The sequence below is a fragment of the Haloimpatiens massiliensis genome (assembly GCF_900184255.1).
Classification (GTDB): Bacteria; Bacillota; Clostridia; order Clostridiales; family Clostridiaceae; genus Haloimpatiens; species Haloimpatiens massiliensis.
The window spans coordinates 1781511-1808251 of sequence record NZ_LT854640.1; the positions used below are offsets into that span (position 1 = coordinate 1781511).

Genomic DNA, 26741 nt, shown 5'->3' on the forward strand with positions numbered 1-26741 from the left:
GCCATTTTAATAGCAAATAACAAATATAAAATAATAAATAAAGAAATTATTATCCAAATCAATTGAGAATTTAATTTTGAATTCTGCATTAAATGAATAAATGAAACATAAATATAGTTTTTAATTTAGAGTGTAAAATTTCAAACTGTATTATACTGTTATATTAAATTTTTTAAATATTTCCTGTAATTTATCCTTTTCCACACCTAAATCTTGAAATGGCTTTCTTCTCATACGATGTAGCATTGTAAGCTTAATAGACTCTACTACATCTTCCTCACAAACCATATATCTTTTATTAAATGCAGCCATAGTTTTCGCTGACTTCATCATTATTAAATCTGCTCTATGTCCATCTACTCCTAGTTTTATAGATATATTTGCAATTAAATAAAGCATTTCATCAGACAATTCCACCTTAGGAAGTATCTCCTTCGCCTCTATTATCTTTTGGGTAATTTTATTTTGTTCATCTTCCCATTTGTTACAAAATCGCTCTGGTTCATCGTCAAATTCAGCTCTTCTCTTTATAACCTCTACTCTTTTTTTAGCATCATTTATTCCTGTAATATTTACACAAAAACCAAATCTATCTAAAAGCTGTGGCCTTAATTCTCCCTCTTCTGGATTCATAGTTCCAACTAAAATAAAATTTGCTGGGTGAGTAAATGAAACCCCCTCACGTTCTACAGTATTTACTCCCATGGCAGCCGAATCTAATAGTACATCTACTATATGGTCATCTAGTAAATTAACTTCATCCACATAGAGAATTGACCTATTTGCCTTAGCAAGTAATCCTGGTTCAAAGCGCTTTTCTCCCTTTTTTATGGCATTTTCTATATCAAGTGTCCCCACAACTCTATCCTCTGTAGCTGAAACAGGTAAATCCACCACCTTCATCCTACGTTTTGCCCTTGGCAATTTCTCTCCTTTAGCCAATCTTTCCCTACAATTAGTACACATGGTAACTTCATTATCTGGGTCACAATTATATGGGCAATCTGCAACTACCTCTATCTCTGGCAAAAGTGCTGCTAATGCCCTTACTGCTGTGGATTTTGCAGTACCTTTTTCCCCACGAATTAATATACCTGAAAGCTTAGGATTTATTGCATTAAGAATTAATCCCTTTTTCATTTCCCCTTGTCCTACAATAGCTGAAAAAGGATATATTTTTTTACCATCTACCATTTTTAATCCCCCTCATAATTAAATTTCCATATTATTTCTTACAGCTTGTACTAAAGTATCTGCTTTTAAATCATCTATTTTATAATATTGAGCTCCTAAATTTTTAGCCAATTCTTTTGCCAAATGGAAACTTATTAAATTTTTCTTTTCTACATCAATAACTAATGTCTTTATTCTCTCTTCCTCTCTTATGGTTTCTGCTATCTTTGCTACCTCTTTTAAAGGCTTTTCCCCAGTAACACTAACATTTCCTTTTCCATCAGATATTATTATCATCATTGGAGAAATATTTGGCTCTTTAAAAATCTCAGTTTTTGCCATTTCATAAGCCTTTTTCATTCCAGACGACAATGGGGTCCTTCCACCTGTTGGCATTTGCTCTAAAAGTTTATGGGCTAACTCTACACTATTAGTAGGTGGTAATATAGATTCTGCTGTTTCACCTTTAAAAGCAATCATAGCTATTTTATCCCTCTTTTGATAAGCATCTAATAGAAGAGAGAAAATTGCTGCCTTTGTTTCTACCATACGCTGTTGCGCTCCCATTGAACCACTGGCATCAACTACAAAAATAAGAAAGTTTCCAATTTTCTTTTCACGTACCTTATTTCGTATATCACTGGACTCTATAGCTATAGCCACCTCTTTATGACATCTACTTTTCTGATAAGGTGCTGCTGCCCTAAGTGTTGCATCTAATGCAAAATCATTGTTTTTTCTTTCCATGGTACTCCTTATGTACCTGCCTGCTCTAGAAGGAGTTTTGGTACTTGAACGCCTTCCTGAACCCTTTCTAAGCACTCTATCTTTTTTATAAGCTATTTTTTTAACTTGGAATGGCTTACCTATAGAAAATACCTTATCTATTATCTTTGAGGCTCTATTCTGTTGCTTTTCATCTGAAGCATCTTCATTTTCCCGCTCTTCTTCACTATTGTTTTTCTGATTATTTCCATGATTTTTCTCATCTTTACTTTGGTTTTTTTCATTCTTATTTTTATCTTGCTCTTTATCTTCATTCATATGATTTTTCTCATTCTCTTGGTTCTTTTGTTGATCTTCATTTTTAGGTAACTCTGGTTGTGGATTCTTTCTATGAAAAAGTACAAGTTCTGCAGTTTCATAAACATCTTCCTTAACAACCTCATATCGTCCATTTAATGCAGCTACAGTACGAGCTGCTGCTTCCATAACAATATCTGCCCTATGCCCTGATACAAAAGCCTTTATGCATAAATCAGCAATTAGCTCCAGCATATTTTCAGATATATTTACTTTAGGAAGAATTTCCCTAGCCCTTTCTATTTTTTCTCTTAGTTTTTTTTCCTCAAAACACCACTTATTTTTAAACTCCACTGGATTTTTATCAAATTCTTCTCTTCTCTTTATTATTTTTACTCTTTCTTCAGGCTCATCTACACCTTCCACTTCTACGCAAAGCCCAAATCTATCCATAAGTTGAGGTCTTAAATCTCCCTCTTCTGGATTCATGGTTCCAACTAAAATAAATTCTGCTGGATGAGAATAAGACACACTTTCTCTTTCTACCACATTTATTCCCATAGATGCTGAATCCAACATTACATCTACAATATGATCATCTAACAAATTAACTTCATCTATGTAAACAATTCCTCTGTTAGCTTTTGCTAATATACCTGGTTCAAACTTACACTTCCCATTTTTAATTGCATACTCCAAATCCAAGGTTCCCACTACCTTATCTTCCGTAGCAGCTATAGGTAAATCCACCACTGAAACCTTTTTATGTACTACTTTAATCTTTTGTCCATTTTCAAATTTTTCCTTACACCTATCACAAAGCTTTAGTTCTTCATCGGGATTACAATTAAAAGTACAACCTTCTACCACTTTTATATGTGGAAGTACATCTGCTAAAGCCCTAACTGCTGTTGATTTAGCAGTTCCCTTTTCCCCTCTAATTAAAATTCCTCCAATAGATGGATTAACTGCATTCCATATAAGCCCTTTTTTCATTTTTTCCTGTGCTACAATGGCCGTAAAAGGATACACAATCCTACCAAACTTCCCCACAAAAATGCTCCTTTCCGCATTTAAAAACCGTATTTTTATAACAAAAAAAACACGAAGGTTTCTTAATTAATAAACCTTCGTGGCTTTGATTTCATAATTTATATAATTATCTTAATATAATTTTTCATTTTTTCATGAACCTTCGTGGTTACACAAGCCTTATTTTAGCATTTTACATAATATTTTGTCAATATAAACTTAAAATCCCTTTCTCTTAGCTTCTCTTCCACTTTCATTAATTCCTGGTTCTTCTACAGTGGTATTTAACTTATTTTTTGCCCATTGATTTTGTGTCTTACTACCATTGGCTAAATAATTTTCCTTAGTCCACTCTCTTTTATTTTTTCTGTCATTCACACTATCATCTGCTACTCAAAACATGGTCAAATGTATCCATATTGAGATTCTTACTGCTTCAACGTACTCTGCCTTGCCTAAGCTACTACAGTTTGTATAGTACTCCACAGTCGTTAATTCCCCAAATAGCCTTGGGTACACATATAAGTGCTTGTTTAATTAAGCTATCTTATATTCTTTAGCATTGGCTAAATTGATTGATGCATTTAAATCTCTATCAATAGAAAACCCGCAACTGCATTTATAAACTCTATCAGATAGTTTTAAATCTTTCTTATATGCTCCACAACAGCTACACATTTTACTACTTGGATAGAATCTATTAACTATTCTTACTTCAATATTATTTTGTTTGGCCTTTAAAATAAGCTTAGTTCTAAATTCATAAAACTTTTGCCCAGCAACCGCTTTAGCTAAATGTCTATTCTTCATCATTCCACTTACATTTAAATCTTCAATAGTTATAAAACTTGGTTTTTGTTTTATTAACTCATTTACTGTTTTATTTATATAATCAGTTCTTATATTTGTAAGTCTTTGATGAAGTTTTTGTACCTTGACTATTTGTTTTTGGATATTTTGGCGAGTAGCTTCTCCTTTCTCTTTTTTATTTCTTAATTTTAAACTTTCATATTTTCTTGAAAGCTTTCTTTGCTCACGTTTTAGTTTCTTTTCTGCTTTTTTAACTGTTTTAGTTTTGTTAATATTCTTTTTAGATAAACCATTATTACAAATTGCAAAATTCTTTAGTCCAAGGTCTACGCCTATTCCTTCTGAATAAGGTTTATTGTCTAAATTAGTAGCTTCTTCAACTAAAATTGAAACAAAATATCTATCTGCTTTTTGACTTACTGTACCACTTTTAACTATAGCGTTAACTGGAATGTAACCAAATTCTTTTAATCTAATCCAGCCTAAAGTCGGAACTTTAACTCTATGTCTTTCAATAGTCCAATCTGTTTTATTATTCTTTGGAAAGTAAGCTTTAACATCTTGGTTTTTCTTTTTCTTAAATTTAGGGAAACTTGCTTTACCATCAAAAAACTTTTTAAAAGCTTTTTCTCCATTCATAATGGCTTGTTTAGTAGCTTTGGAAGACACTTCTTTAATCCAAGCTTTGTCAGGATGATTAGGAATATATTTGTTATTAAGCCATTTAGAAAAATCCATACCACTAATAAATTTTTTCTCTTTTTCATAAACTTCTTTATTATGAGCAATATAAAAATTGTATATAAACCTACTTACACCAATAGTTTGATGAATTTTAGTTATCTGTTCTTCTGTTGGTTTAATTTCTATTTTGTATGCTTTTTTCAACTTCTTCATCTTCCTTTATCTTTTTCTTATATTTTCTTTATATTGCTCATAAGTATAATATCTCCTATTTGTTGGTGTTCTAAATGCTTTTAATATTCCTTCGTTATCCCATCTTTGCAATGTTCTAACTGATACATTAATTAATTCTGCAAATTCATTTGGTTTATAGTTATTATTTTTCAAATGTACTCACTTCCTTTTCATAAGTACATTTTACTATATTTAATTACTTTTATTTATATTTTAAATAACTAAAGATATCTCCTTTATTATTTTCTCTAGTAATAGTATGAATAGTTTTTTAATAATTAATTCTTATACATTTAAACTTCTATTAATAGTTAATTATAATGCAGCTGAAATTAGTAATTTGCATTACATCTTTAACGCAAAATTCCTTTTAATTCAAAAACTACTTTTAACCCATTTATTCTCTTATATTATATTTTTCTTATTTCAAGTTCAACTTGGCTAGTGCATCTGCTAAAGCTGAATTTACTGGTGTCTCATTTTCCTTTTTAATTTTTTTCATATATTTGGCTACATCTTTTTTATTTACCTTATCTCCTTCTGCCTTCTTTCTCTTATTAAATGCAGAAAGTTTTTCTCTATAACTGCAGTTAGGACATACAAATATCCTACCTTCCCCTTCTCCTCTAAGCTCTAACTTTTTGTGACATTGAGGACATCTAGCATTAGTTACTTTAGAAAGATTTTTTCTATATCCACATTCTCTATCTTGACATACTAGCATCTTTCCCTTTTTTCCGTTAACCTCAAGAAGATACTTTCCACACTCTGGGCATTTAGCTCTAGTCATATTATCATGAATATATTTTTCTGTGCTGCCTTTTACATCAGATACAAGCTTTGAAGCATAATTTTTCATATCTTCAATAAATTTTTTGTTATTTAATTTTCCCTTACTTATCTCAGCTAATTGCTGTTCCCATCTTGCAGTAAGTATTGGAGATTTTAAATCTGATGGTACAAGGTCTACTAATTGCTTACCTTTAGAAGTTGGATGAATATCTTTTCCTCTCTTTTCTATATAAAAAGTATTAAAAAGTTTCTCTATTATATCTGCTCTTGTGGCAACAGTTCCTAGTCCACCTGTTTCTCCTATGGTTTTCATTAATGTTTTGTTATTTGTTTCCATGTACTTTTGAGGATTTTCCATGGCTGAAAGTAATGTCCCTTCATTAAATCTTGCTGGTGGCTTTGTCTGTCCTTTTACTAATTTAGCTTCTCTTAATTTTATTTTATCTCCTTTTTTAATCTCTGGAAGTGCTTGTTCTTTCACTATCTCTTCCCTATCATCATTGTAATCATCATCTAAAAATTCTTCTCTATCATACACAGTCTTCCAGCCTTTAAATTTAATTATTTTTCCCTTAGCAAAAAATGTTTCTCCTTCTACTAAAGCTTTAACTGTAGTTTGCTCATATTCAAAAGGTGGACATAAAACCGCTAAGAATCTTCTTATAACTAAATCATAAATATTCATCTCTTCACTACTAAGACGTGATAAGCTTACTCTTTCCTCTGTAGGAATAATAGCATGGTGATCGCTTACCTTGCTGTTATCCACAAAACTTTTATTTCCTACTATTTTTCCTTTTAAAAGAGTTTGAGCGGATTTAGCATATGGTCCTATAGCTATGCTTTTAATTCTCTCTTTTAATGTTCCCACCACATCTGTAGTTATATACCTAGAATCTGTTCTTGGATAAGTAAGCAATTTGTGATTTTCATACAATCTCTGCATAATTGATAATGTTTGTTTTGCAGAATATCCAAATCTTCTATTGGCATCCCTCTGAAGCTCTGTTAAATCATATAAAGCAGGAGAAAACTTTTTCTTATAAGATTTATTTATTTCTATAATTTCTCCTTCTTTACCATCAACCCTGGTTACAATACTCTCACCTTTGCTTTTATTAAAGGTTCTAGTTTGTCCTCCTTTGTTATCTTGCCACTGAAGTGTAAATCCATTTGCTTTTGCATTTACAGAATAATAGTCCTTAGGAACAAAATTTTTAATTTCCTCTTCCCTTTCTACTATCATAGCTAGAGTAGGCGTTTGAACCCTTCCTGCTGAAAGCTGAGCATTGTATTTACAAGTTAAAGCCCTAGTAACATTAAGACCTACAAACCAATCCGCCTCTGCTCTACATACAGCTGACTTATATAGATTTTCATAATCCTTAGAAGGCTTTAAATTATTAAATCCTTCCTTAATAGCCTTATCTGTTTGAGAAGATATCCAAAGACGTTTCATTGGCTTTTTAACCTTTGCCTTTTCTATTATCCATCTTGCCACCAACTCTCCTTCTCTCCCTGCATCTGTGGCTATAACAATTTCCTTTACATCATTTCTATAAAGTTGATTTTTTACCGCACTAAATTGCTTAGAGGTTTTCTTTATTACTACAAGTTTCAAATAAGAAGGTATCATTGGAAGCTGTTCCATATTCCAAGATTTATACTTAACATCATAGGCTTCTGGATCTGCTAAAGTAACTAAATGTCCAAGAGCCCAAGTAACTATATATTTATCACCTTCTAAATATCCATTACCCTTTTTCTTACATTTTAAAACTCTAGCCAAATCACGCCCAACGGAAGGCTTTTCAGCTAATACTAATATTTTACTCATATATCATCTTAGTGAAAGAGCGAATCAAACACACTAAATCACTAAATACTCACTTCCTTTCTTTTTATATTATTTCATATCCATTACAATACGTAAAATACATTTATTTTAATTAAACCACAAAAGGTACACTGTGGTGGAATTATATATTAAATTAACTTTTAAACACAGAATCACTAATATTATACCTTATATTATTTCCAATATAAAAATACAGAATTTTCAATTATTAAGGATTTTACTATTCACTATGATATAATATAAATCCGTTGGGTATTAAATCAAAAACCTTGCATATTTTGTTACCATTTTTATCCAGTATACCTAATATGCTATAGGTTTAAACTATTAATATGTCACTGAAAAGGAGTGTTACTATGAAAATTTTTGAAACTCTTATTGATGAGACTTTACAAGCTGAAGACATAGAAGAACTAGAGGCTGCAGCAGATTTGTTTCAATTTGGTATCGAGAAAGGCTATTACACTAAAAAGCAAGCGGATGAATTTAATTCTACTTATTGGAAAGTAAAAAACAAATGGCTAGCTTATGAAATTTCAGAAAAAATAAAAGCTAATATGTTTGACATTATATATATAGTTTCCAATGCCCCTGCTAATATAAAAGATAATAAAGATGAACTTTTTAACTATGTAAACGGACGTATTAAAGCACTTAAAGGTAAAATAGGAAAACTAAAATAAACAAATCTGCCTTTAATTTGGTAGTAAATGTGTTTTTCTAGATACTCTCAAAACCACATTTATTACTTTCTTAAAGACAGATTTTTCTATACCCTTATGCAGAACATTTTAACCTTTCTAAATTTAAAATATTAGATTTTCTATAGTAAATTTTTCTTTGCACCCTTCTTTAAAGTACTTTTATAATCAATAAATTCGTATATGTCATCTTGAAATTTATAACTAAATTCTTGAAGCTCCTCTAAATATAACTCCTCAATGGCTTTATTTTTTTCTTCACAATACATAACTATAGAGCCTATTATTCCGTGGGCATCTCTAAAAGCTACACCTTTATTTACCAAATAATCTGCTGCCTCTGTAGCATTTAAAAATCCTTTCTTTACTGCATTATACATATTATGTTCTTTAATTTTTAACCCCTCTAACATTTGGGTCATTATTATAATACATTTTAGAAAAGTATCACTTGCATCAAAAAAAGGCTCTTTATCCTCTTGCATATCTTTGTTGTAGGCTAATGGTAATCCTTTCATGGTAGTAAGAAGAGAAATTAAATCTCCATAAACCCTTCCACATTTACCCCTTATAAGTTCTGCAGCGTCTGGATTTCTCTTTTGAGGCATTATACTACTTCCCGTAGAAAAGCTATCACTTATTTCTATAAAATCAAATTCCTTTGTACTCCATAAAATAAGCTCCTCACTTAATCTACTTAAGTGCATCATAGATATGGAAAAATTTGATATTAGTTCTATAATATAATCTCTATCACTTACACCGTCCAAAAAATTATCTACAGGTTTTTTAAAACCTAACTGTTCAGTGGTAAAATTCCTATCAGTTTCATATGTAGTTCCTGCCAAAGCACAGCACCCTAAGGGGTTTTCATTAAGTATGCATAGAGCATTTTCTAGTCTTTTTTTATCCCTGTAAAACATACTATAATAAGCCATCATATGGTGTTTAAAAGTAATCACTTGTGCTCTTTGAAGATGAGTATATCCTGGCATAATAACTGGGTTTTTGTGAGCTAAATTCTTTATATTTTTTAATAAAATATCTACAGCATCTATTATTTCTATAGCTTTATGCTTTGCATATAAACGCATATCCAATGCCACTTGATCATTTCTACTCCTAGCGGTGTGAAGTTTTTTTCCCACATCACCTATACGCTGTATTAGATTTATCTCCACAAAACTATGAATATCCTCATATTCTCCTTGTATACTTAAACTTCCGCTTTCTATATCTTGCAGTATGGATTTTAATCCATTTACTATTGCTTTTTCTTCCTCGTCTTTTAATATAGAGCACTTACAAAGCATCTTTACATGAGCAATACTCCCGATAATATCTTGATAATATAATTTTTTATCAAAAGGAAGGGAGCTATTAAAGTCCTCCATAAGCTTACTTTCTCCCTGTTTAAATCTTCCACCCCAAAGTTTCATCCAATCACCCTCATTATGAATTTTTCTTTAATGCATTTATTTTACCTGGCAGAGAAAATAGCTTTATAAATCCTTCTGCATCCTTATGATCATATAAATCACTAGCACCAAAAGAAGAAATTCCTTCATCATATAATGCATAAGGTGATTCTTTGCCAGCCGCCATTACATTGCCCTTGTACAATTTAAGCTTTACTGTACCAGTTACAGTTTCCTGAGTTTTTTCAACAAATGCATCCAGAGCATCTTTTATTTTAGTAAACCAAAGACCATTATATACAAGTTCACCATACTTTTGAGAAATACCATATTTAAAATGAAGCGTTTCTTTATCTAAAGTAATCTCTTCTAACTCTTTATGTGCTACATAAAGTATAGTTCCTGCTGGTGTTTCATATATGCCTCTAGATTTCATGCCAACTAATCTATTTTCCACTAAATCTACAATTCCTATGCCATTTTCTCCCCCTACTTCATTCAAGATTTTAACTATATCTAATGGGGACAGTTCTTCACCGTTTATTTTTTTAGGAACTCCCTTTTCAAAATATATTTCTACATAGGTAGCTTCATCCTTAGCTTTTTCAGGAGAAATAGTCATATGATACATTTCATTATTATGCTCTTTACTTAAAATCTCAATATCTCCACCTTCATGACTGGTATGCCAAAGATTTTGATCTACTGAATATATTTTTTCCTTAGTAACAGATATAGGAATTCCCTTTTCTTTTGCATAATCAATGGCATCTTCTCTTGATTTTATATTCCAAATTCTCCAAGGAGCTATGATTTTTATAAAAGGATCTATAGATGCTATGGAGACTTCAAATCTAACTTGATCATTTCCCTTTCCAGTACATCCATGACATATGTACTTAGCGCCTTCCTTATGAGCTATCTCCACTAATTTTTTACTCATTAAAGGTCTTGCAAAAGAAGTCCCTAAAAGGTATTTCTCCTCATATACGGCATTAGCCTTAAGTCCCTTAAAAACATAATCCTCTATAAATTCCTCTGTTAAATCCTCTATATAAACCTTGAAAGCACCTGAATTTATAGCTTTTTTCTCTATTTCATCCATAGGATCCTTTTGACCTACATTTATACAAACAGCAATTACATCTAAATCATAATTTTCCTTCAGCCAAGATATTATTATAGACGTATCCAAACCTCCTGAATAGGCTAGTACAACTTTTTCTTTCATTTATAATTCCTCCTTAGTTAGCTAGTTCGCTTTTTTTATTTCTTAATTATTCAACTTTCGCAGTTATAAAATAAAAATTTTAAACCCCTATTAATCTAATGTAGAGCTTGAACTTTATGTGCGAAAGTTCAGTTAATTATATGCACATTAATCTTTATTTACGCACTATAGAATATTTTTTCATAACAACACTTTCTACAACTTTAATTTCAAATTTTAACTTAAAACCTTATTTAAAAATACCTTTGTTCTTTCTTCCTTAGGATTATTAAAAATCTCCTCTGGAGTACCTTTCTCTACAATTTTTCCATCATCCATGAATATAATCTTATCCGCCACTTCTTTAGCAAAACTCATTTCATGAGTTACCACTACCATTGTCATGCCTTCCTTTGCCAAATTCTTCATAACACTTAATACTTCACCTACAAGTTCTGGGTCCAAAGCGGAAGTAGGCTCATCAAATAGCATTATATCTGGATTCATTGCAAGTGCTCTAGCAATAGCTACCCTTTGTTTCTGTCCTCCTGATAATTTAGACGGATAATAATGTATTTTGTCTTCTAATCCAACTTTTTCTAAAAGCTCTAAAGCTATTTTTTTAACCTGATCCTTATCCTCTTTTTTTACAATTATAGGAGCCTCCATAACATTTTCCAGCACCGTCATATGAGGAAAAAGATTAAAATTTTGAAACACCATTCCTATTTTTTCTATGGTTTTTCTTAACTTCTTTTTATTTTTAATCTGTAATTCTTCTCCTTCAATTAAAACTTTTCCGCTCTCAGGAACCTCTAAGGAATTTAGACACCTTAACAAAGTGCTCTTTCCTGAACCTGATGGTCCTATAATTACTAGAACTTCACCTTTTAAAACTTCTATATTCAAATTTTCAAATACTATCAACTTATGAAATTTCTTTGTTAAATTAATTGTTTCAACAATCTTCAATTTTGTGCCTCCTTCCCATTTACAAGATTGTATAAATTTTTAGCACTATTTTTTTCATATTTCACTTTACATATCTTCTGTTGTCATAATTTTATATTTATTTTAGTGTATTTAATAAATTGAAAGTTTCTTCTCTAATAAAGAAAATACGGTTGTAAACAATGTAGTCATTACCAAATAAAGACTTCCTGCTATAAAGAAGGCTTCCATAGGTCTAAAGCTTGATGCATATAAAAGCTGCGCTGATCTCATAGTTTCAACCATGGATATAGTAGAGACTAAAGAAGTATCTTTAAGCATGGTAATAAATTCATTTCCCACGGAAGGAGTTATAATTTTAAAAGCTTGAGGTAATACCACCTTTTTCATAGATTGTACATAATTAAAACCCAATGCTTTACATGCCTCAAATTGCCCCTTATCCACTGATAAAATCCCACCTCGGATTATTTCAGCCATATATGCCCCAGAATTTAAACTTAATCCTATAATAGCTGCGTACATAGGGGTAAGTTCTATTCCTACAAAGGGTAAGCCATAATAAAAGAAAAATAATTGCAATAAAATAGGTGTTCCTCTTAAAAGCCATGTATAAAACCCTCCTATAGTATACAAGAATTTATTTCCAGAGAGTTTCATTAGGGAAACTAATACTCCAATGATGCTACCTAAAAACACTGATACAACTGTAAGCTCAATAGTCATAATGCTACCTTTTAATATAATAGGAAACATTTCTTTAATAATATTTAATTGCAAATGCTCTCCTCCTTTGCCTATTTAATCTTTTATTGATAGTTTTACAATTGAATAATAATTTCAAAATTTAATATTATTAATTTTCCATATTCTTTGCATAAGCATCAAATCCAAACCATTTAATTGATAATTTAGATAAAGTTCCTTCCTGTTTTAGCTCATCAATAGCCTTCTGTATAGCATCTTTTAATTCTTTATCATTCTTTTTAAATCCAATGCCCATAGGCTCTTTACTTACCATGCCATCTAATATTTTGTATTCTCCAGGACTTTTAGTAGTATAATATCCACCTACTTGAGCATCCATAATAACCGCATCTACTCTTTTAGAAGATAATTCATGAAATGCCTCTGTTATTTTGTCATACTTTTTCACTTCTTTTAACTCCTTAATTTCAGAAGCAGCCTTGTCACCAGTAGAACCTAATTGACATGCCAATACTTTGCCTTTTAAATCTTTAAAACTTTTTATGGATGTTTCTTCACTTCTCACAGCTATAACTTGTCCACCCATTATGTATGGTTTTGAAAAATCTATAGTTTCCTTTCTCTTATCAGTAATACTCAATCCTGAAATTATCACATTAAATTTTGAAGCATTAAGAGCTAATAATATTCCATTAAAATCGGAAGTTATAAATTCAGCCTTAACCCCAAGTTTCTTAGCTATTTCCTTGCCTAAATCTATGTCAAATCCCACCAAATTATTTTTTGAATCTCTAAACTCCATTGGTGGATAAGAATCATCTAGTCCTATAGTTAACTTACCTGAATTTTTTACATTTTGGAGTGCATTACCTTCACTCTTCTTTTTTCCACATGCTACTAACAAAGTGCTTACCATTAAAACTGTTAAAATAATAGATAGAATTTTTTTCATAATATTTTCCTCCCTTTTAATTTTTATTTTTTACTTTTCTGTTTTTTGTTTCTTGAATTTAATTTTTAATTTCGTTTTTATTTTTACTTTTATTTTTACTTTTGTTTTTTAATTTTTAATTATTCAATTTATGATTTTTGAACATTATCCTATATACCTTATCTTCAATATTTTTTACTGTGTATTTTGCTTGATGTATTTTTATTCATATTAGCTTATATTTATGCATTAATTTTAATAAATTATACATATAAATGAATTTATATGTATGGTATGTTAAGTAAATATATTCCTTAATTAAATTATAAATATTGTTACAAGACTAATATTAAATATATATTAAAATCACGCAAAGATAATCATCGCATCCTTATCATATGATTTTTCAAGTATTGCATAGGTTTTTCTCTTTTGGGACGTATTATGATAAATAACTAATTTGAATTGTATATTATTATATTTACTTATTTACTTGTAATATTCACTTTATTTATTCATTGTAAAAGATTATATATTATTATTTATAATTATGCAATATTTTTTTATGTTTTTATCATAAAAATTTCAGTAAAATTTAAAATTGTTCTTCATATAATGTATTATGCGGTAAGGAGATGATTAAAATAGGTAAAAAAAATAGAATTATAGCTTCTTCAATAGCCATCGTTATTTCAATAGTAGCCTATAACGTAAGTTCTAAAGATAAAAATCATCACATAAATAATTTGAATAACTCAATAAATACTTCACTTTCCAAAGATAACATTATTCCAGATCCATATTATTCAGAAGACTACTTAAATCATCATTTAAAAATTATAAACTCTGCGAAAACAAAAGATAAGAAAAACTTCATAATTAAACCTGGAGATACAGGTTCCTCCGTAGAACTTATTCAAAATCACTTAAAAAGATTAGGTTATCCTATAATTGTAGATGGACAATATGGTCAAAAAACTACTAAATATATAATGGAATTTCAATTTAAGGCTGGATTAGTGGTAGATGGAATAGTTGGTAAAGATACTTTTGAAAAACTTAAAAATGCAAAAGAAGATAAATTAAAATACCATAAACCTGAAGTTAAAAATAACGATTCTTCTAAGAGAAAAACTCCAAAAGAATCCTCTAAAAAATCTACTAACAAAAATAACATTATAGATATTAATAATCAATGTTTCTGCTCTACTACACCATACTTTATATATGTAGATCTTAAATCTCATAAGGTCAATATATTTTCAGGACAATGTAAAAATTGGAAATTAATAAAATCTTTCACTTGCACCACTGGCGCTCCTTCTACTCCAACTATAAAAGGCACATATAAACTTAGTTTAAAAGGTAAAGAACTGAAATTAGATTATTGCGTAGTAAAATACTACTCCCAGATACAAGGCAATTATTTATTCCATTCTATATTATATGATTTTAATGGCAAAGTTATGGACAGTAGACTTGGCTATAGCCTTTCCCATGGCTGCATAAGACTATCTACTGAAAATGCAAAATATATATATGATTTTGTACCAATAGGTACTACAATTCATATTCAATAAGTGAACTTTTCTAACAAAATGTTAGATACCATGTTAGAAGTTTCATATATATCATTGATAATAAAATAAAAAACCTATAGGAATAAATTCCTATAGGTTTCTATATCAGTTGATATTATCTTCTGAATCCTCTGTTGTTTCTTTCTTGTTTTCTAGCTTTTCTGCACTCAGGGCATCTTTGAGGTTCATTTTCAAAACCTTTTTCTTTGTAGAACGCTTGTTCTCCCTCAGTGAATACAAATTCTTTTCCGCAATCTTTACATGTTAAAGTTTTATCTGCCATTTAAACATTCCTCCTTTTAATTTATACCAAGATTTAAAACGGATCTACTCGATAACCTAAAAAGGGAATGTTTTAATCGTTATTAAATCTTTTATGTTATAATTTATTAACTATAACATAATTATAATATCACAACTACATTTATTATGCAATATATTTTTTACTATTTTAGGTATACAATTATCTACAAAATACCAAAAATTAAACTATGTTTATTCAAGACAACCTCCCACATTTCTACTTATTTCGGGAGGTGCCAGGCAGCAATAATTTGGCCTTTACTATCAATCTTCTTTTGCCCTTTTCTGTGCAAGTTACTAAAGTAAGAATACTTTCCTCACTAGGATTTAAAACCTCTACTCTTTCAGGCTCCACAACAAATTTATCATAAACCTTGTACTCAAAATCTCCCTGCATAGTTTTTATTAAAATTTTATCTCCATTTGCTATATTCTCTTCAAGCCCATTAAAAAATTCATTATATACGTAACTACTATGTCCAGCAAGAGCGCAGTTTCCCTTTTCACCTGGCATCACAGTTTCAGGAAAATGTCCTACTGCATACCTTAAAAGTTCCTTTTTAACTCCCTCTCCTATGGCCACTGTTAAATCGATTTTTGGTATTTGAATAATACCTATAGTTCCTTCTGACAATGAAAGCTCTTTCTTTTTTGCATCCCTGGAATCTACCTTGTTATTATCTTCATTTTTACTATTTTTATTTCTACTTTCCTTTACTCTCTCTTCAAACTGCTTTACCATAGTTTTATTTTTATTTTCCACTTTATACCTTAAATAAAGAGTACCACCTATAATACCTATACCTGAAACTATTAATAAAATACTTATTACATTTAATATTTTTCTTTTCATATCCCATTATTGCCCCCTATAACAACTCTGATAAAATTCCTCATACAAAAATTATAACAGAAAAAAGAAAAATTTGGGATATATAATTCTTTAAATTCACTATTATTATAATAACCAAGTAACTTCCACCTATACAACCAACCAAGGTATTTAAACTTTTTTCTTTAAATCTCATATGGTAAAAAAAATTCCTTAAATCCCACCTTTACATACTTATATACTAATGTGAAATAGACAAAATAATAATGTACTAAAAATCAAACTCTATAAAGAGAAAGGAGTAATACTTATGAATAATAATTTAGAAGAAACTAAGAGATTAAATGCCCAATCAGTTGCTAATAAAGGAAAAGCTGGTTCTATGTCTAGCAGTTCAATGACTAATAATACTATGTCTGCTAATAACTTTACTAACACTATTGAAGAAACTAAAACCTTAAATGCTCAATCAGTTGCTAACAAAGGTATGTCTAGTTCTACTTCTAATATGTCTAGTAGTTCAATGACTAATGGTGCTATGCCTGCTAATAACTTTACTAACACTATTGAAGAAACTAAAAGATTAAATGCCCAATCAGTTGCTAATAAGGGTAAATCTAGTAAATAATAATTAAAGGCAGGTTTATCCTGCCTTACTTAAAATTATTTTTAAATTTAAACTACAAATATCCACTTAACTTATTGTCATCTTTCATTTTATTTACTAAATGTTTCATCTCCTGATCCTTATTTTTATCCATAATAAGTATAACATCTCCGGAATCTACTATCACCAAATCCTTTATACCAAATCCTATTATGAGTTTCTTACCTCCAAATATAGAACAATTTTCACTCTCCTCCATATAGGCATTTCCTGTTATATTATTTCCTCGATATTCTGCTAAAAATCTACTAAGGGATTCAAAACTCCCAATATCATCCCATATAAAATTGCTCTTTATTACATAAGCTCTTCTAGTCTTTTGCATTATTCCAAAGTCTACAGATATTCCATCAATTAACTGATACTCTTCACCTATAACCTTTTCCTCTTCATCTGTATCCAAAGACTTATATACATTCATAAGTCTTTCATACATTTTAGGTAAATATTTTTCCATTTCTCTAAGGAATACATCTGCCCTCCATATGAACATTCCACTATTCCACATATAATTTCCATCTATTATTAAATCCTTGGCTACTTCAAGATTAGGTTTCTCTAAAAATCGCTCAACCTTATATGAAGGTATTCTACTGACTATTCTTTCGCCAGCTCTTATATAGCCATATCCAGTTTCAGGTCTTGTAGGATTTATTCCTATAGTCACAAGTCCCCTTCTTCTCTGAACTATCTCTACCGCTTGATTTATAGTATCTATAAATTCATCATTGCCTTCTATATAATGATCTGATGGCAAAACAATCATAGTTGCATCTTGATCTTTTTTTAAAAGCTTCACGGCTGAAAGACCTATGCATGTGGCGGTCTCCTTGTTCAGGATATAGGTCTTTTTTATTAATTTTTCATCGGTCGCTACAGGTCGCGGCCGGTCGTTTTTATTCTTCTACATTTGAATCTACTAATACATATCTAATTTTCGACCCTGCTCCAATTCTTTTTATTTTATCTAATTGTATTAATGCATTAAAAATCTCTTTACTCTTCGTTCTACCAAACCCTAACTCACTAGTACATTTTTTAGTATTTATAAATTCATTTTTAATTACATAATCTAGCACCTTTTTTTCATCTGCTCCTAAAACAACTGATTTTTTATCACAATCATCATTATCTATATTATCTATATCATTTATATTTTCATTGCTTACATTTTTAAATACTTCTGTTAAATAATACTTAGTTCCTCTACCTATTCCATCAGCCTCCAAATAACCTTTATCAACTAATAATGATAGTATTTTATTACTATTTATTGCATGTGTATCCAGTAGTTGTTGAAGTCTATTATTAGTAACATATTCTTCCTGATCTGATGCTACTAGTGCCATAACTTCTTCCCTACTTAATTCATTATATTTATTTTTCAATGCTGATTTAAGTAACATTATGCTTTGTTCTGGTAACATTGAAATTGTCCTTAAGGTCAATACTATTCTATCTGGATCGTATAATTCTTCCAAATCTGGTGCTAACCACTCTTGCTCTTTCCATGCAAGTTGTATATTTTCGAGGCCTGAACCTGCACGTTCTCCAATACCTAGTAAATTAAACATCTTAAAGATATTTTCATTTCTCGGATCACTTATTCCACCTTTTAATTGAACTTATAATAAACCTGTACCCTCTTATCCCTAGTATTTTTATCTTCAGTAACCACAATCTTATCTATTAGGCTTTCCACAATAAATCTATCAAATTCCTGAAAATTTATAATTCTATCTATCTTATCTTTATAATATTTATATTCATCATCTACAGATTTTTCATTGTGTATTGCTTTGCATAATTCTTCTTTTTTTCTAAGTAATCTTGCTTGCTTTGATTGAATGTTCTCTAAAACCATCTTAAAATTTCTTTCATTTATTACATCTTCTAGCTTATCTAAATACAGTTTTTCAAATTGCTTATCTAATTTTTGCAGTTCTCTTTGAATAGTATCTAATTCTGAATTCTTATTTTTCTTTTTTGTTACCTTTGACTTTGCTTTTTTATAAATTTCTCCCTTATTGATTTTAGATACATAATTTTTCAAATCTGAAATAATAGTTTCTTTAAGATAGTCCTCTTTTATTGAATGTGCAGTACATCTTTTGGCACCCTGCTGACTGTTTGTGCATTTATAGCCTTTATATTTTTTTCTATAGGACATGCTGCCACCACATTCATTACATTTTAGTATTCCAGAGAAAATATGCACACTATCATACTTATATCTATATCCATTAGCTCTTTTTTGAATCTCCCTTTGAGTTTTTTCAAAAATCTCTTTAGAAATTATCCCTGGGAATTCTCCGCCTATTATCCACTCCTCTTTAGGTGTCTTAACTACTTTTTTTACCTTATAGCTTATTTTTTTATACCTACCTTGAACCATGTATCCTGCATATTTGGGATTTTTTAATATAGACAATATTGTATTGCTATTCCAAAGTCCAAATTTAGAAAAAGCAAAATTTTCAAGTCTTGCTGAGGGCGGTTTAATCCCCTTACTATTCAAATAAGATGCAATTCTCCCAGCGCCCCATCCTTGCAAATATAAATTATAAATCTCTTTTACTACTTCAGTAGTTTCATCTCCCGCTGGTACAAGAGCTATAGTTTTGATATTTTCATTGTACTGCTTTTGAAATTTATAGCCATAGGGTGGTTTACTGGCAATAGAAGATCCCCTAAGCATTCTCTGCTTTAGTCCATCTCTTGAACGCCTTGAGCAGTCTTTTATATACATCTCATTTAAAATATTTTTAAATGGAACTATATCATTAACTTCCTCAAGGGTATCTACATTATCAAGTACCGATATAAATCTTATTCCATTTACTTTAAAATAATCCTCTAGATAATATCCAGCAGTTATATAGTTTCTTGAAAACCTTGATAAATCCCTAGTTAAAACCATATTTATCTTTTTATGCTCTATATCTTCCTTCATTTTTATAAAACTGTCCCGCTGAAAATTAGATCCTGAAAAGCCTGCGTCTTCATAGACATCAATAAGATTGTAAACTGCTTCTTTATCGTTTTTGCTTTTTTCTAAAAGCCATTTTTTTAGACTGGAAACTTGAGCTGGTATAGACTCTTGTTGTTCTTTTTTATCTGTGGAAACTCTAGCGTATATAGCCACATTCCATATTTTTCTCATGCCATTCACTCCCTCAATCTTGCTCTTTAGAGTAAATGGCAGCTGTGCGATTATCTTTACTATAGCATATTTTATTTTTTTTCGTAATGCTGTAATATAAAATCTTTTCTAAAATAATTTTCTCCAATAGCTCCTGAAAGTTCTTATCCCCATAATGAAATTCTATATCTACTTTAGACACAAAAAATCCTCCAGCATATTGCTATATATATTAATATGCTAGAGGATTAGTTATAATGTAAAATTGAAAATTTAGAATGAAAAACCCTTATTAATCTAATGTAAAACTTACAAATTTATATGCAAAAATTGAGTTATATGATATTTTGCTAATATTTATTCATTAGCTCCACCTTCTATAATTCAATACATTCCACATGTTTTTTACCTATAACAATTATCAATAAATATTTCTTGCTTTTATTTGAAGCATGTTCTAATTTGCTGCTGCATTTATATCTTTGAAGTTGCTCTAATCCCTGATTTTTGACTTCTTCGAACTTATCTTTTTCACTTTCCTTTATATATTTAAGTTCTATAACCCACTCATAATTAATATATTTATCATAAGCTTTATTTGAAGAAAGAAATATATCTATATATCCACCTTCTACCTCAAATTCACTATTTACTAGATATATACCATTTATAAAAAAAGAAATTAAAATCATCTTTACACTTTTTTCATTAAACTGCATTAAATCTCTATTAGATAATACAGAAATAAAATTCTTTAAATACTCATTAAATAATGTTATTTTGCCATTTGAAGCCATATTATTTACCGCATCAAATAACATTTCATCTTCTACTAATAATTTGGATTTTTCTTGAAATTTTTCAATAAAATATTCCCAATAAATAGTCCTAACTGCATAATTAGGTATGGCCATAATATACTTATCAAAATAAGTATTGTGAATTGTAAGCATACCCATATAATATAGTAGAGATACAAAATTCTCCTTTTTATCATACATATATTCTAAATTAAATTTTTCCACCAATTTTGTGCTTATTTCTTCTCCTAAAATAAGTTTTTTTACAATTTCCTCATCCCTAAAATTAAATGCCATATTTTCTAACTTTCTATAATCAGTTTTAATATTCATATCTAATAAATTTTCAGGATAAACTTTATTTTTTATAATATTTTGTATAAAATAAAGAGACAAACTTGGATTATATACTCTATTTTTTGAAAACTTACTAAACAAATAACCATCATAATATTTTTTCATGTCTTTTAAAACAGTTTCTAAATCAAACATTTCATCTATTTTATATTCTTTTAATATGCTTCTTATTTCTTCTTCATTAAAACCCAGCATCTCATTTACATTATTTTCTAAAGTCAAATTAATTGTTATGTTAAATCCGCTAGTTAAATCATCTAGCATTATAGGACTTACTCCTGTAATAAAAATTCTTTCTACACAAAATGCAGTGCCAGTTTTTATAGTTTTATAAAAAGTTCTTACATATCTCTCGCTTGATATCACTTCATAATATAAATTTTTATTACCACATGAAATTAAATCATTTGCAAAGTTATCATACTCATCAATTATTATAAACATTTTTTTATTTGTGGTATTAGTCAATGATATAATTTTATTTATAACTATTTCAGCACCTTTAGATTCATTTAAAATATCTTTATCTTGAAAAAACTTATCATATTTAGCCAAAAACTCCTTAGCAGCTGACAAAACACAGTTATCAAAACTTTCTATAAATCTTTCTTTTCCTTCACTTACCACTAAATTAGAGAAATTTATATATAATACTAAATACTGATTTCTTCTCTCAGTTGGATTTAACCCTATATATAAATCTTTAAATAATTCTTCAAATTTTTCAGCTTTATTTATATCATAATAATTTTCTATCATAGATAAAAATAAACTTTTACCAAACTTTCTAGGCCTTATAAAAAACTGATATGGAGGCTCATTTTCTAGAATCTCAATGTATTTACTTTTGTCTACATATAAATAATTTTGTTCTCTAATTGTCTGAAAATTAGATATACCATAGGGAACTTTTTTCATATTAATACATTCCTCTCACTAAACAAGTTTTATTGTATAATTTAATTAAAACATATTCCTATTCTCTTCAATAAAATTCCTCTGTTTATTTAAATAATTAATAAGAGGTTTTACATTATTATTTGTAGATTCCTCTAAAGCTTTTTTATATTCAGTTGAAGTTTCACCATTCATATATTTAAGCGGTAACCTATTATCAAGTAATTGTTTTAAAAATATAAAACGACCTATTCTTCCATTACCATCTTGAAATGGATGTATCTTTTCAAATTCTAAATGAAATTTTGCTATATCTTCTAATGTTACTTCTTTTAGATTATTAAATTTATTTATTAAAATATTCAATTTATCTTCAACTTCCCAAGGATTTGCTGTATCAAAATTAGCCCCTAATATTTTATTAGAATATTTCTTAAAAACACCTGCTAAACCTAAATCATATAGTCTAGTTCTATACATTAAACTAGCATGCCACTCTTTTATCATTTCTAAAGTTAAAGGCTTATCCAAACTATCAATAATTAAATCAAATGTATAAAACGAATTCACAGTTTCTTGTACATCATCTAAAGTATGAGTTCCTGTAACTATATTTTTTTCCATAAGCATTTGTAAAGCTTCTGTCGTAAATGTACTTCCCTCTATTTTATTAGAATGGTAGATAAAATCATATTTTAATATTTCATTTAATGAATTATGAATACCCTTTGTTTCCTTTAATATTTGTAAAAATTTATTGTACATTTTTATAACTCCTATTCATTTAAAATAATTCATTATTATATATTATACCCTATACAATATTAAATAAAAACACATTTTCCATTTTATCCAAGTTTGTTTTAGGATCTATCGTATTGTTCAAGTAAGTATTTATCAAAAGTGTATTTACTTTTATAAATAACTATACTTCTTTTTTAAATTTAAATAACTTTCTAACACCACTAAAATTCTATAATAAAAAAACTAGCACTTGTAAAAATGCTAGTCTTATACATACTCTGAATAGTATACACAGAACTTATGTAAAAACACTATAAAAATCATTTGCCACAACATTTTTTATACTTTTTTCCACTTCCACATGGACAAAAATCATTGCGTCCAACTTTTTTAGAATGTCTTGTAAAATAACAACTTTCACGCCAGGCAATTTCAATGTTACCTATTATTTCATGATAAAATTTATTCCAAATATATTCTGGTAAGCCTCCGTTTTTAAGTGTGGTTTTTCCTTTAGAATTATAATCTACAAAACAAATAAAATTCTTATTGTTTGGCAATATCTCCTTATTTGTACGATAATCCTTTTTATAAACATTAATATATAAAGAATCTGCTTCCATTAAACCATGCTTTTGTTGTATTCTTGGTGATGGTGGATTTTTGATACCTTTTAGCCATTCAATTGCATTAGTAATAACTTCAAGAATTTCTTCCTTATTTTCAACATCTCCAATATATAAATGAGCTCTCAGCCGTTTTCGCTCCTGATTACTGACATCTTGTATATTATTTATTTTATATTTGTCAGTTGTGTAGTTTGGAAAACAAAAGTATTTTACTTCAGTTAAATCGACAACTTCAGTTGAAGGATCAAAAATAATGAAATCACCTCGCTCAATTACACTTTTTAATACAACATCAAAATTCTTTTCTTGGGTATACATATCAACAATTTCTTTATTTGTATACCGTATCCATCCAGTAAGCATTCTAGGATTGCTGAAAGAGAACATGTATTGCTCATATTCTTTGTAGTGATCAAAAACTAATATAGCCATTAATGTTGCAATTTGACCGATATAAGCTCTATCTGTATTTTGAATTTCTATATCAACATTCAATTGTTTGTTATTACCAATATCACTTATGCTACGACAATAAATACAAGGTATACTAAGTTGCATTGCAATTAAAGAAAAAGCTGGATAATCTCTTTTAACAGTATCAATATTTAATAATTCAATGTGTTTATTAATGAAAAGAGTCAATCCTAGCAAAACCCCGCTAGCTGTGTCGAATGCAGAATCTATCATATAATCAAATTCGTGTACAGATAACTCAAGACACTTAGAAACATGGTTTTCAATATAATAAAAACATAGTCTTTCACCAATTGCCTGCCTCTTTACTGCAACTTTTCCGTGATTTATTGCATTTCTTAAATTCACATTAATATTTTTTGCAATTTCTTCATATCCATTTTTATTAACTACTGCAACCAATTTACTGAGCGTATTTTGGGACGTATAATCTTTATTTATCGCTTTACCTGTCAAAAAAGCAATAACTCTTAAGAAGTTGGACAAACAACTTTCAAGAATTGCAGTATAAGTTGGTAATCTATACAGTAGTGTTTTTGTTTCTTGAGCTATATTAAAATTACGCAAATCTAATATTGTTTGAGAAATCTGTAAGTATGAATTATAACCCATTAAAAAATACTCAAAAATTGTTTCGTCAATTTCTAAATCGTTACTATGATTATTATATAAGTCTTCCAGTAATTTATATACTTGCCCACAAACAGATGTGTTCCAATATGAACAAGGCTCTGTTGTCACTATCTTATCCAAAAGATAGAGCATTTCATGACTTATTTCAGTAATACATAGATCTATATTTTTATCAATTTGATCCAATAACTTGTCTAAATCAAATTGAGAGTAAAACTTGGCTTTGCAATATTCTACAACCCAATTCACACCACCACCCCTTAAAAACTATATTTATAAATTTATACCAATCAGTGTAATATAAACTTTAAATAATCATAAAATTACTATTTATTAAAGCTCTAATACTTTTTACATTACAATATGCAAAAATTTTTTTGTTATAACCTTGTATAAACAGCTCTTCATTAATAATGGTTCTTTAATAATTTCTATACCTACATTAAAAAATTTATTTTAATAAACTCCATGTATCTTTTTAATATTTTTAAATATCTATATTAAATTCATCACCTTCAAATTTTTCACAGAGCCATTCCCATTGTTTAACTCGCTTTTCCATTTTTAATTTATTTATTGGATCTTTTATATAAATTACTTTTATTTGAGAAACCTGATTTATAATTAAGCATATATAATATCGCTCACCATACATATGAGCGGTAGTATATTCATTATTGGTTAAAGTAAAACTATCATTTTCACTATTTAGTGATTTTACCTCTATATATCTAATACTACCATTATTTTCAAAACTCTCAATATCATATCCTTTATTCTGCTTGCTTACATCAGTTGCTTTATTTCCAAATAAAAATTCTTCAATTTCAATGCATTGAATTTCTGCACTTCTCCATTTTGAAATGTTAATTTTAATACCTTTATTATTAGTACTATAAGTATTTGAATTAATATAATTGTTACTATTTGAAGATTTCTCTATTATATCTGCTAACGAGATTTGTTTTTGTTTTACCTCTTCAAATTTACGTAAATCAATTTTATAATTATCATAAAAATAATCAAGAGCCCCCTTGTAAACATTTTCATAAAATGTTTCTCTAAACGCTGTTGAAAATTCTATTTTTTTTGTTAATAAACCCCTTATATTTATGTATTCTTCTTGGTTACCTGGTAACCATATATTGTTAACATTTAATGACCTAATATTTTTTTGTGCAATTTCATTAATAAAATTAGCAAAAATCTTACCTAAAATATTATGAAGTGTTGATTGTCTTGCTAAATCCTTAGTAAAAAAACTCATTAACTCTTCTATAGAAAATTCATCATTACAAAATTTATTAATAAAATCATACATAAAGTTATCAATTTTTATTGAAGGTACTCTATCATTAAAATTATCTGTATTGTTAATTAAGATTCTATATTCATCTAATGATAAAAATTTAAGTGGCTTTTTTATACCTGAGACTGCAACGAAACTATCAGCCTTTGTTTTTATCATTGGTATTACTCTGATTAATTTATATAATTCTTCTTCAAAATAAATTGAAAATTTAGATAAAGAATTATTTGTAGTAATAATTTGCAAAATACTTGAATCCTTTTCTTCACCATTAAACACACTTTTGACAATCTCAATTATTAATTTTGCTACTGCATATAATATTTCTTCACACTGTTCATCAAAATTAATATGCTTTCTTGAAGGGTCTGTAGAAAAATGGCCATTAATTTTAAATGGAAACCCAAGTTTGTCTAAAGTAGGTAAAAAAACATGTAACACAGACTCGCTACCTGAACAAGGAATAAGTTTCTTTCCATCTGTTTTTAATGCTATTTGAAAAGAGTTTTCACTAGTACTACCATTATATACCCTCCACATATCCTTGTTTCCATTTCTTGCAATAGTAATATTAGTATCCTCTTTTGATACTTCTATAAATTCATTTACATCTTCTACAGAAACTTTAAATTCAGTAATGTTGTTTAAAAAAATGAAAATATCACTATCCAAATTCATTAACTCTTCTTTTAATACATTTATTTGTGGATTTTTAAATATAAATATTGTATTATATTTATTCTGTAATTTATTTACTATATTGTTAAACGTCAAATTTCTCCTAATTTAAACGTCAGTTTATTTCTATAATTATTGTACAATTTACGTCAAATTATTTCTACAAAATCA

22 protein-coding genes and 2 pseudogenes are annotated in these 26741 nt (G+C 28.8%); 3 read left to right on the forward strand and 21 right to left on the reverse strand.

Translation table 11 applies throughout. The annotated features are described in order from the left end of the window. Nucleotides 1-150: 150 nt before the first annotated feature. The 6 genes and pseudogenes from C1715_RS16660 to C1715_RS16685 form a co-directional block, all read right to left on the reverse strand. The gene (locus C1715_RS16660; protein ID WP_102401488.1) at nucleotides 151-1194 is read right to left on the reverse strand and encodes a magnesium chelatase ATPase subunit I; all 1044 of its coding nucleotides are present in this window, start codon (nucleotides 1192-1194) and stop codon (nucleotides 151-153) included. Nucleotides 1195-1212: 18 nt separating this feature from the next. Further along, a complete protein-coding gene (locus C1715_RS16665) occupies nucleotides 1213-3249 on the reverse strand; it encodes a putative cobaltochelatase (RefSeq protein ID WP_102401489.1) in 2037 nt (678 codons plus the stop codon). A gap of 198 nt (nucleotides 3250-3447) precedes the next feature. After that, nucleotides 3448-3606, reverse strand: coding sequence for a hypothetical protein (locus C1715_RS16670; RefSeq protein WP_102401490.1), 159 nt, complete (start codon nucleotides 3604-3606; stop codon nucleotides 3448-3450). Between the two features lie 159 nt (nucleotides 3607-3765). Beyond that, nucleotides 3766-4935 (reverse strand): RNA-guided endonuclease InsQ/TnpB family protein, encoded by a 1170-nt coding sequence (locus C1715_RS16675; protein ID WP_180964115.1) that lies wholly within the window; start codon nucleotides 4933-4935, stop codon nucleotides 3766-3768. Further along, nucleotides 4913-5109 (reverse strand): annotated as a pseudogene (locus C1715_RS16680) (MerR family DNA-binding transcriptional regulator); the annotation flags it as partial. The gene C1715_RS16675 and the pseudogene C1715_RS16680, both read right to left, overlap by 23 nt. Nucleotides 5110-5377: 268 nt before the next feature. Then, nucleotides 5378-7585: a DNA topoisomerase III gene (locus C1715_RS16685; RefSeq protein WP_102401492.1), complete on the reverse strand. Its 2208-nt coding sequence runs from the start codon at nucleotides 7583-7585 to the stop codon at nucleotides 5378-5380. Nucleotides 7586-7962: 377 nt separating this feature from the next. Here C1715_RS16685 and C1715_RS16690 point away from each other — a divergent pair, with 377 nt between their 5' ends. After that, on the forward strand, nucleotides 7963-8289 hold the full coding sequence (locus C1715_RS16690; protein WP_102401493.1) for a hypothetical protein: 327 nt from the start codon (nucleotides 7963-7965) through the stop codon (nucleotides 8287-8289). A 140-nt stretch (nucleotides 8290-8429) separates the two neighbouring features. Here the strand turns inward: C1715_RS16690 and argH are convergent, their stop codons facing one another. The 5 genes from argH to C1715_RS16715 form a co-directional block, all read right to left on the reverse strand. Further along, nucleotides 8430-9746, reverse strand: a complete 1317-nt coding sequence (argH, locus tag C1715_RS16695; protein WP_102401494.1) for an argininosuccinate lyase — start codon at nucleotides 9744-9746, stop codon at nucleotides 8430-8432. A 13-nt stretch (nucleotides 9747-9759) separates the two neighbouring features. Then, nucleotides 9760-10956, reverse strand: coding sequence for an argininosuccinate synthase (locus C1715_RS16700; RefSeq protein ID WP_102401495.1), 1197 nt, complete (start codon nucleotides 10954-10956; stop codon nucleotides 9760-9762). A gap of 216 nt (nucleotides 10957-11172) precedes the next feature. Continuing rightward, on the reverse strand, nucleotides 11173-11907 hold the full coding sequence (locus C1715_RS16705) for an amino acid ABC transporter ATP-binding protein (RefSeq protein ID WP_102401496.1): 735 nt from the start codon (nucleotides 11905-11907) through the stop codon (nucleotides 11173-11175). 111 nt (nucleotides 11908-12018) lie between these two features. Then, nucleotides 12019-12642: an amino acid ABC transporter permease gene (locus C1715_RS16710; RefSeq protein WP_423240841.1), complete on the reverse strand. Its 624-nt coding sequence runs from the start codon at nucleotides 12640-12642 to the stop codon at nucleotides 12019-12021. A gap of 100 nt (nucleotides 12643-12742) precedes the next feature. Then, entirely contained in the window at nucleotides 12743-13546 is an 804-nt protein-coding gene (locus C1715_RS16715; protein WP_102401498.1) for an ABC transporter substrate-binding protein, read from the reverse strand. A 614-nt stretch (nucleotides 13547-14160) separates the two neighbouring features. Between C1715_RS16715 and C1715_RS19875 the strand changes: the two genes are divergently transcribed. Further along, a complete protein-coding gene (locus C1715_RS19875) occupies nucleotides 14161-15105 on the forward strand; it encodes a L,D-transpeptidase family protein (RefSeq protein WP_102401499.1) in 945 nt (314 codons plus the stop codon). Nucleotides 15106-15220: 115 nt separating this feature from the next. On the opposite strand, the gene C1715_RS16725 is transcribed toward C1715_RS19875, so the two are convergent. Both C1715_RS16725 and C1715_RS16730 read right to left on the reverse strand, forming a co-directional pair. After that, a complete protein-coding gene (locus C1715_RS16725; protein ID WP_102401500.1) occupies nucleotides 15221-15388 on the reverse strand; it encodes a zinc-ribbon domain-containing protein in 168 nt (55 codons plus the stop codon). A 237-nt stretch (nucleotides 15389-15625) separates the two neighbouring features. Next, nucleotides 15626-16261: a class D sortase gene (locus C1715_RS16730; protein ID WP_102401501.1), complete on the reverse strand. Its 636-nt coding sequence runs from the start codon at nucleotides 16259-16261 to the stop codon at nucleotides 15626-15628. A gap of 289 nt (nucleotides 16262-16550) precedes the next feature. On the opposite strand from C1715_RS16730, the gene C1715_RS16735 reads away from it, so the two are divergent. Then, the gene (locus C1715_RS16735) at nucleotides 16551-16868 is read left to right on the forward strand and encodes a hypothetical protein (RefSeq protein ID WP_102401502.1); all 318 of its coding nucleotides are present in this window, start codon (nucleotides 16551-16553) and stop codon (nucleotides 16866-16868) included. A 52-nt stretch (nucleotides 16869-16920) separates the two neighbouring features. Here C1715_RS16735 and C1715_RS16740 read toward each other — a convergent pair. From C1715_RS16740 to C1715_RS16770, 8 genes and pseudogenes are all read right to left on the reverse strand, one after another. After that, nucleotides 16921-17787 (reverse strand): annotated as a pseudogene (locus tag C1715_RS16740) (mannose-1-phosphate guanylyltransferase); the annotation flags it as partial. Between the two features lie 16 nt (nucleotides 17788-17803). Then, nucleotides 17804-18481, reverse strand: a complete 678-nt coding sequence (locus C1715_RS16745; protein ID WP_180964116.1) for a hypothetical protein — start codon at nucleotides 18479-18481, stop codon at nucleotides 17804-17806. 41 nt (nucleotides 18482-18522) lie between these two features. After that, nucleotides 18523-20070 carry a recombinase family protein gene (locus C1715_RS16750; RefSeq protein WP_102401504.1) on the reverse strand — a complete coding sequence of 516 codons (1548 nt, stop codon included), beginning with the start codon at nucleotides 20068-20070 and terminating at the stop codon, nucleotides 18523-18525. A 13-nt stretch (nucleotides 20071-20083) separates the two neighbouring features. Further along, a complete protein-coding gene (locus C1715_RS19545; RefSeq protein ID WP_171011415.1) occupies nucleotides 20084-20251 on the reverse strand; it encodes a hypothetical protein in 168 nt (55 codons plus the stop codon). Nucleotides 20252-20426: 175 nt separating this feature from the next. Then, complete coding sequence (locus C1715_RS16755; RefSeq protein WP_102401505.1) at nucleotides 20427-22124, reverse strand: AAA family ATPase; 1698 nt, start codon at nucleotides 22122-22124, stop codon at nucleotides 20427-20429. Nucleotides 22125-22169: 45 nt separating this feature from the next. After that, complete coding sequence (locus C1715_RS16760; RefSeq protein ID WP_102401506.1) at nucleotides 22170-22868, reverse strand: Fic family protein; 699 nt, start codon at nucleotides 22866-22868, stop codon at nucleotides 22170-22172. 299 nt (nucleotides 22869-23167) lie between these two features. Beyond that, the gene (locus tag C1715_RS20350) at nucleotides 23168-24832 is read right to left on the reverse strand and encodes an SEC-C metal-binding domain-containing protein (RefSeq protein WP_278320124.1); all 1665 of its coding nucleotides are present in this window, start codon (nucleotides 24830-24832) and stop codon (nucleotides 23168-23170) included. 238 nt (nucleotides 24833-25070) lie between these two features. Further along, nucleotides 25071-26666 carry a protein NO VEIN domain-containing protein gene (locus tag C1715_RS16770; RefSeq protein ID WP_102401507.1) on the reverse strand — a complete coding sequence of 532 codons (1596 nt, stop codon included), beginning with the start codon at nucleotides 26664-26666 and terminating at the stop codon, nucleotides 25071-25073. Nucleotides 26667-26741 lie beyond the last annotated feature (75 nt).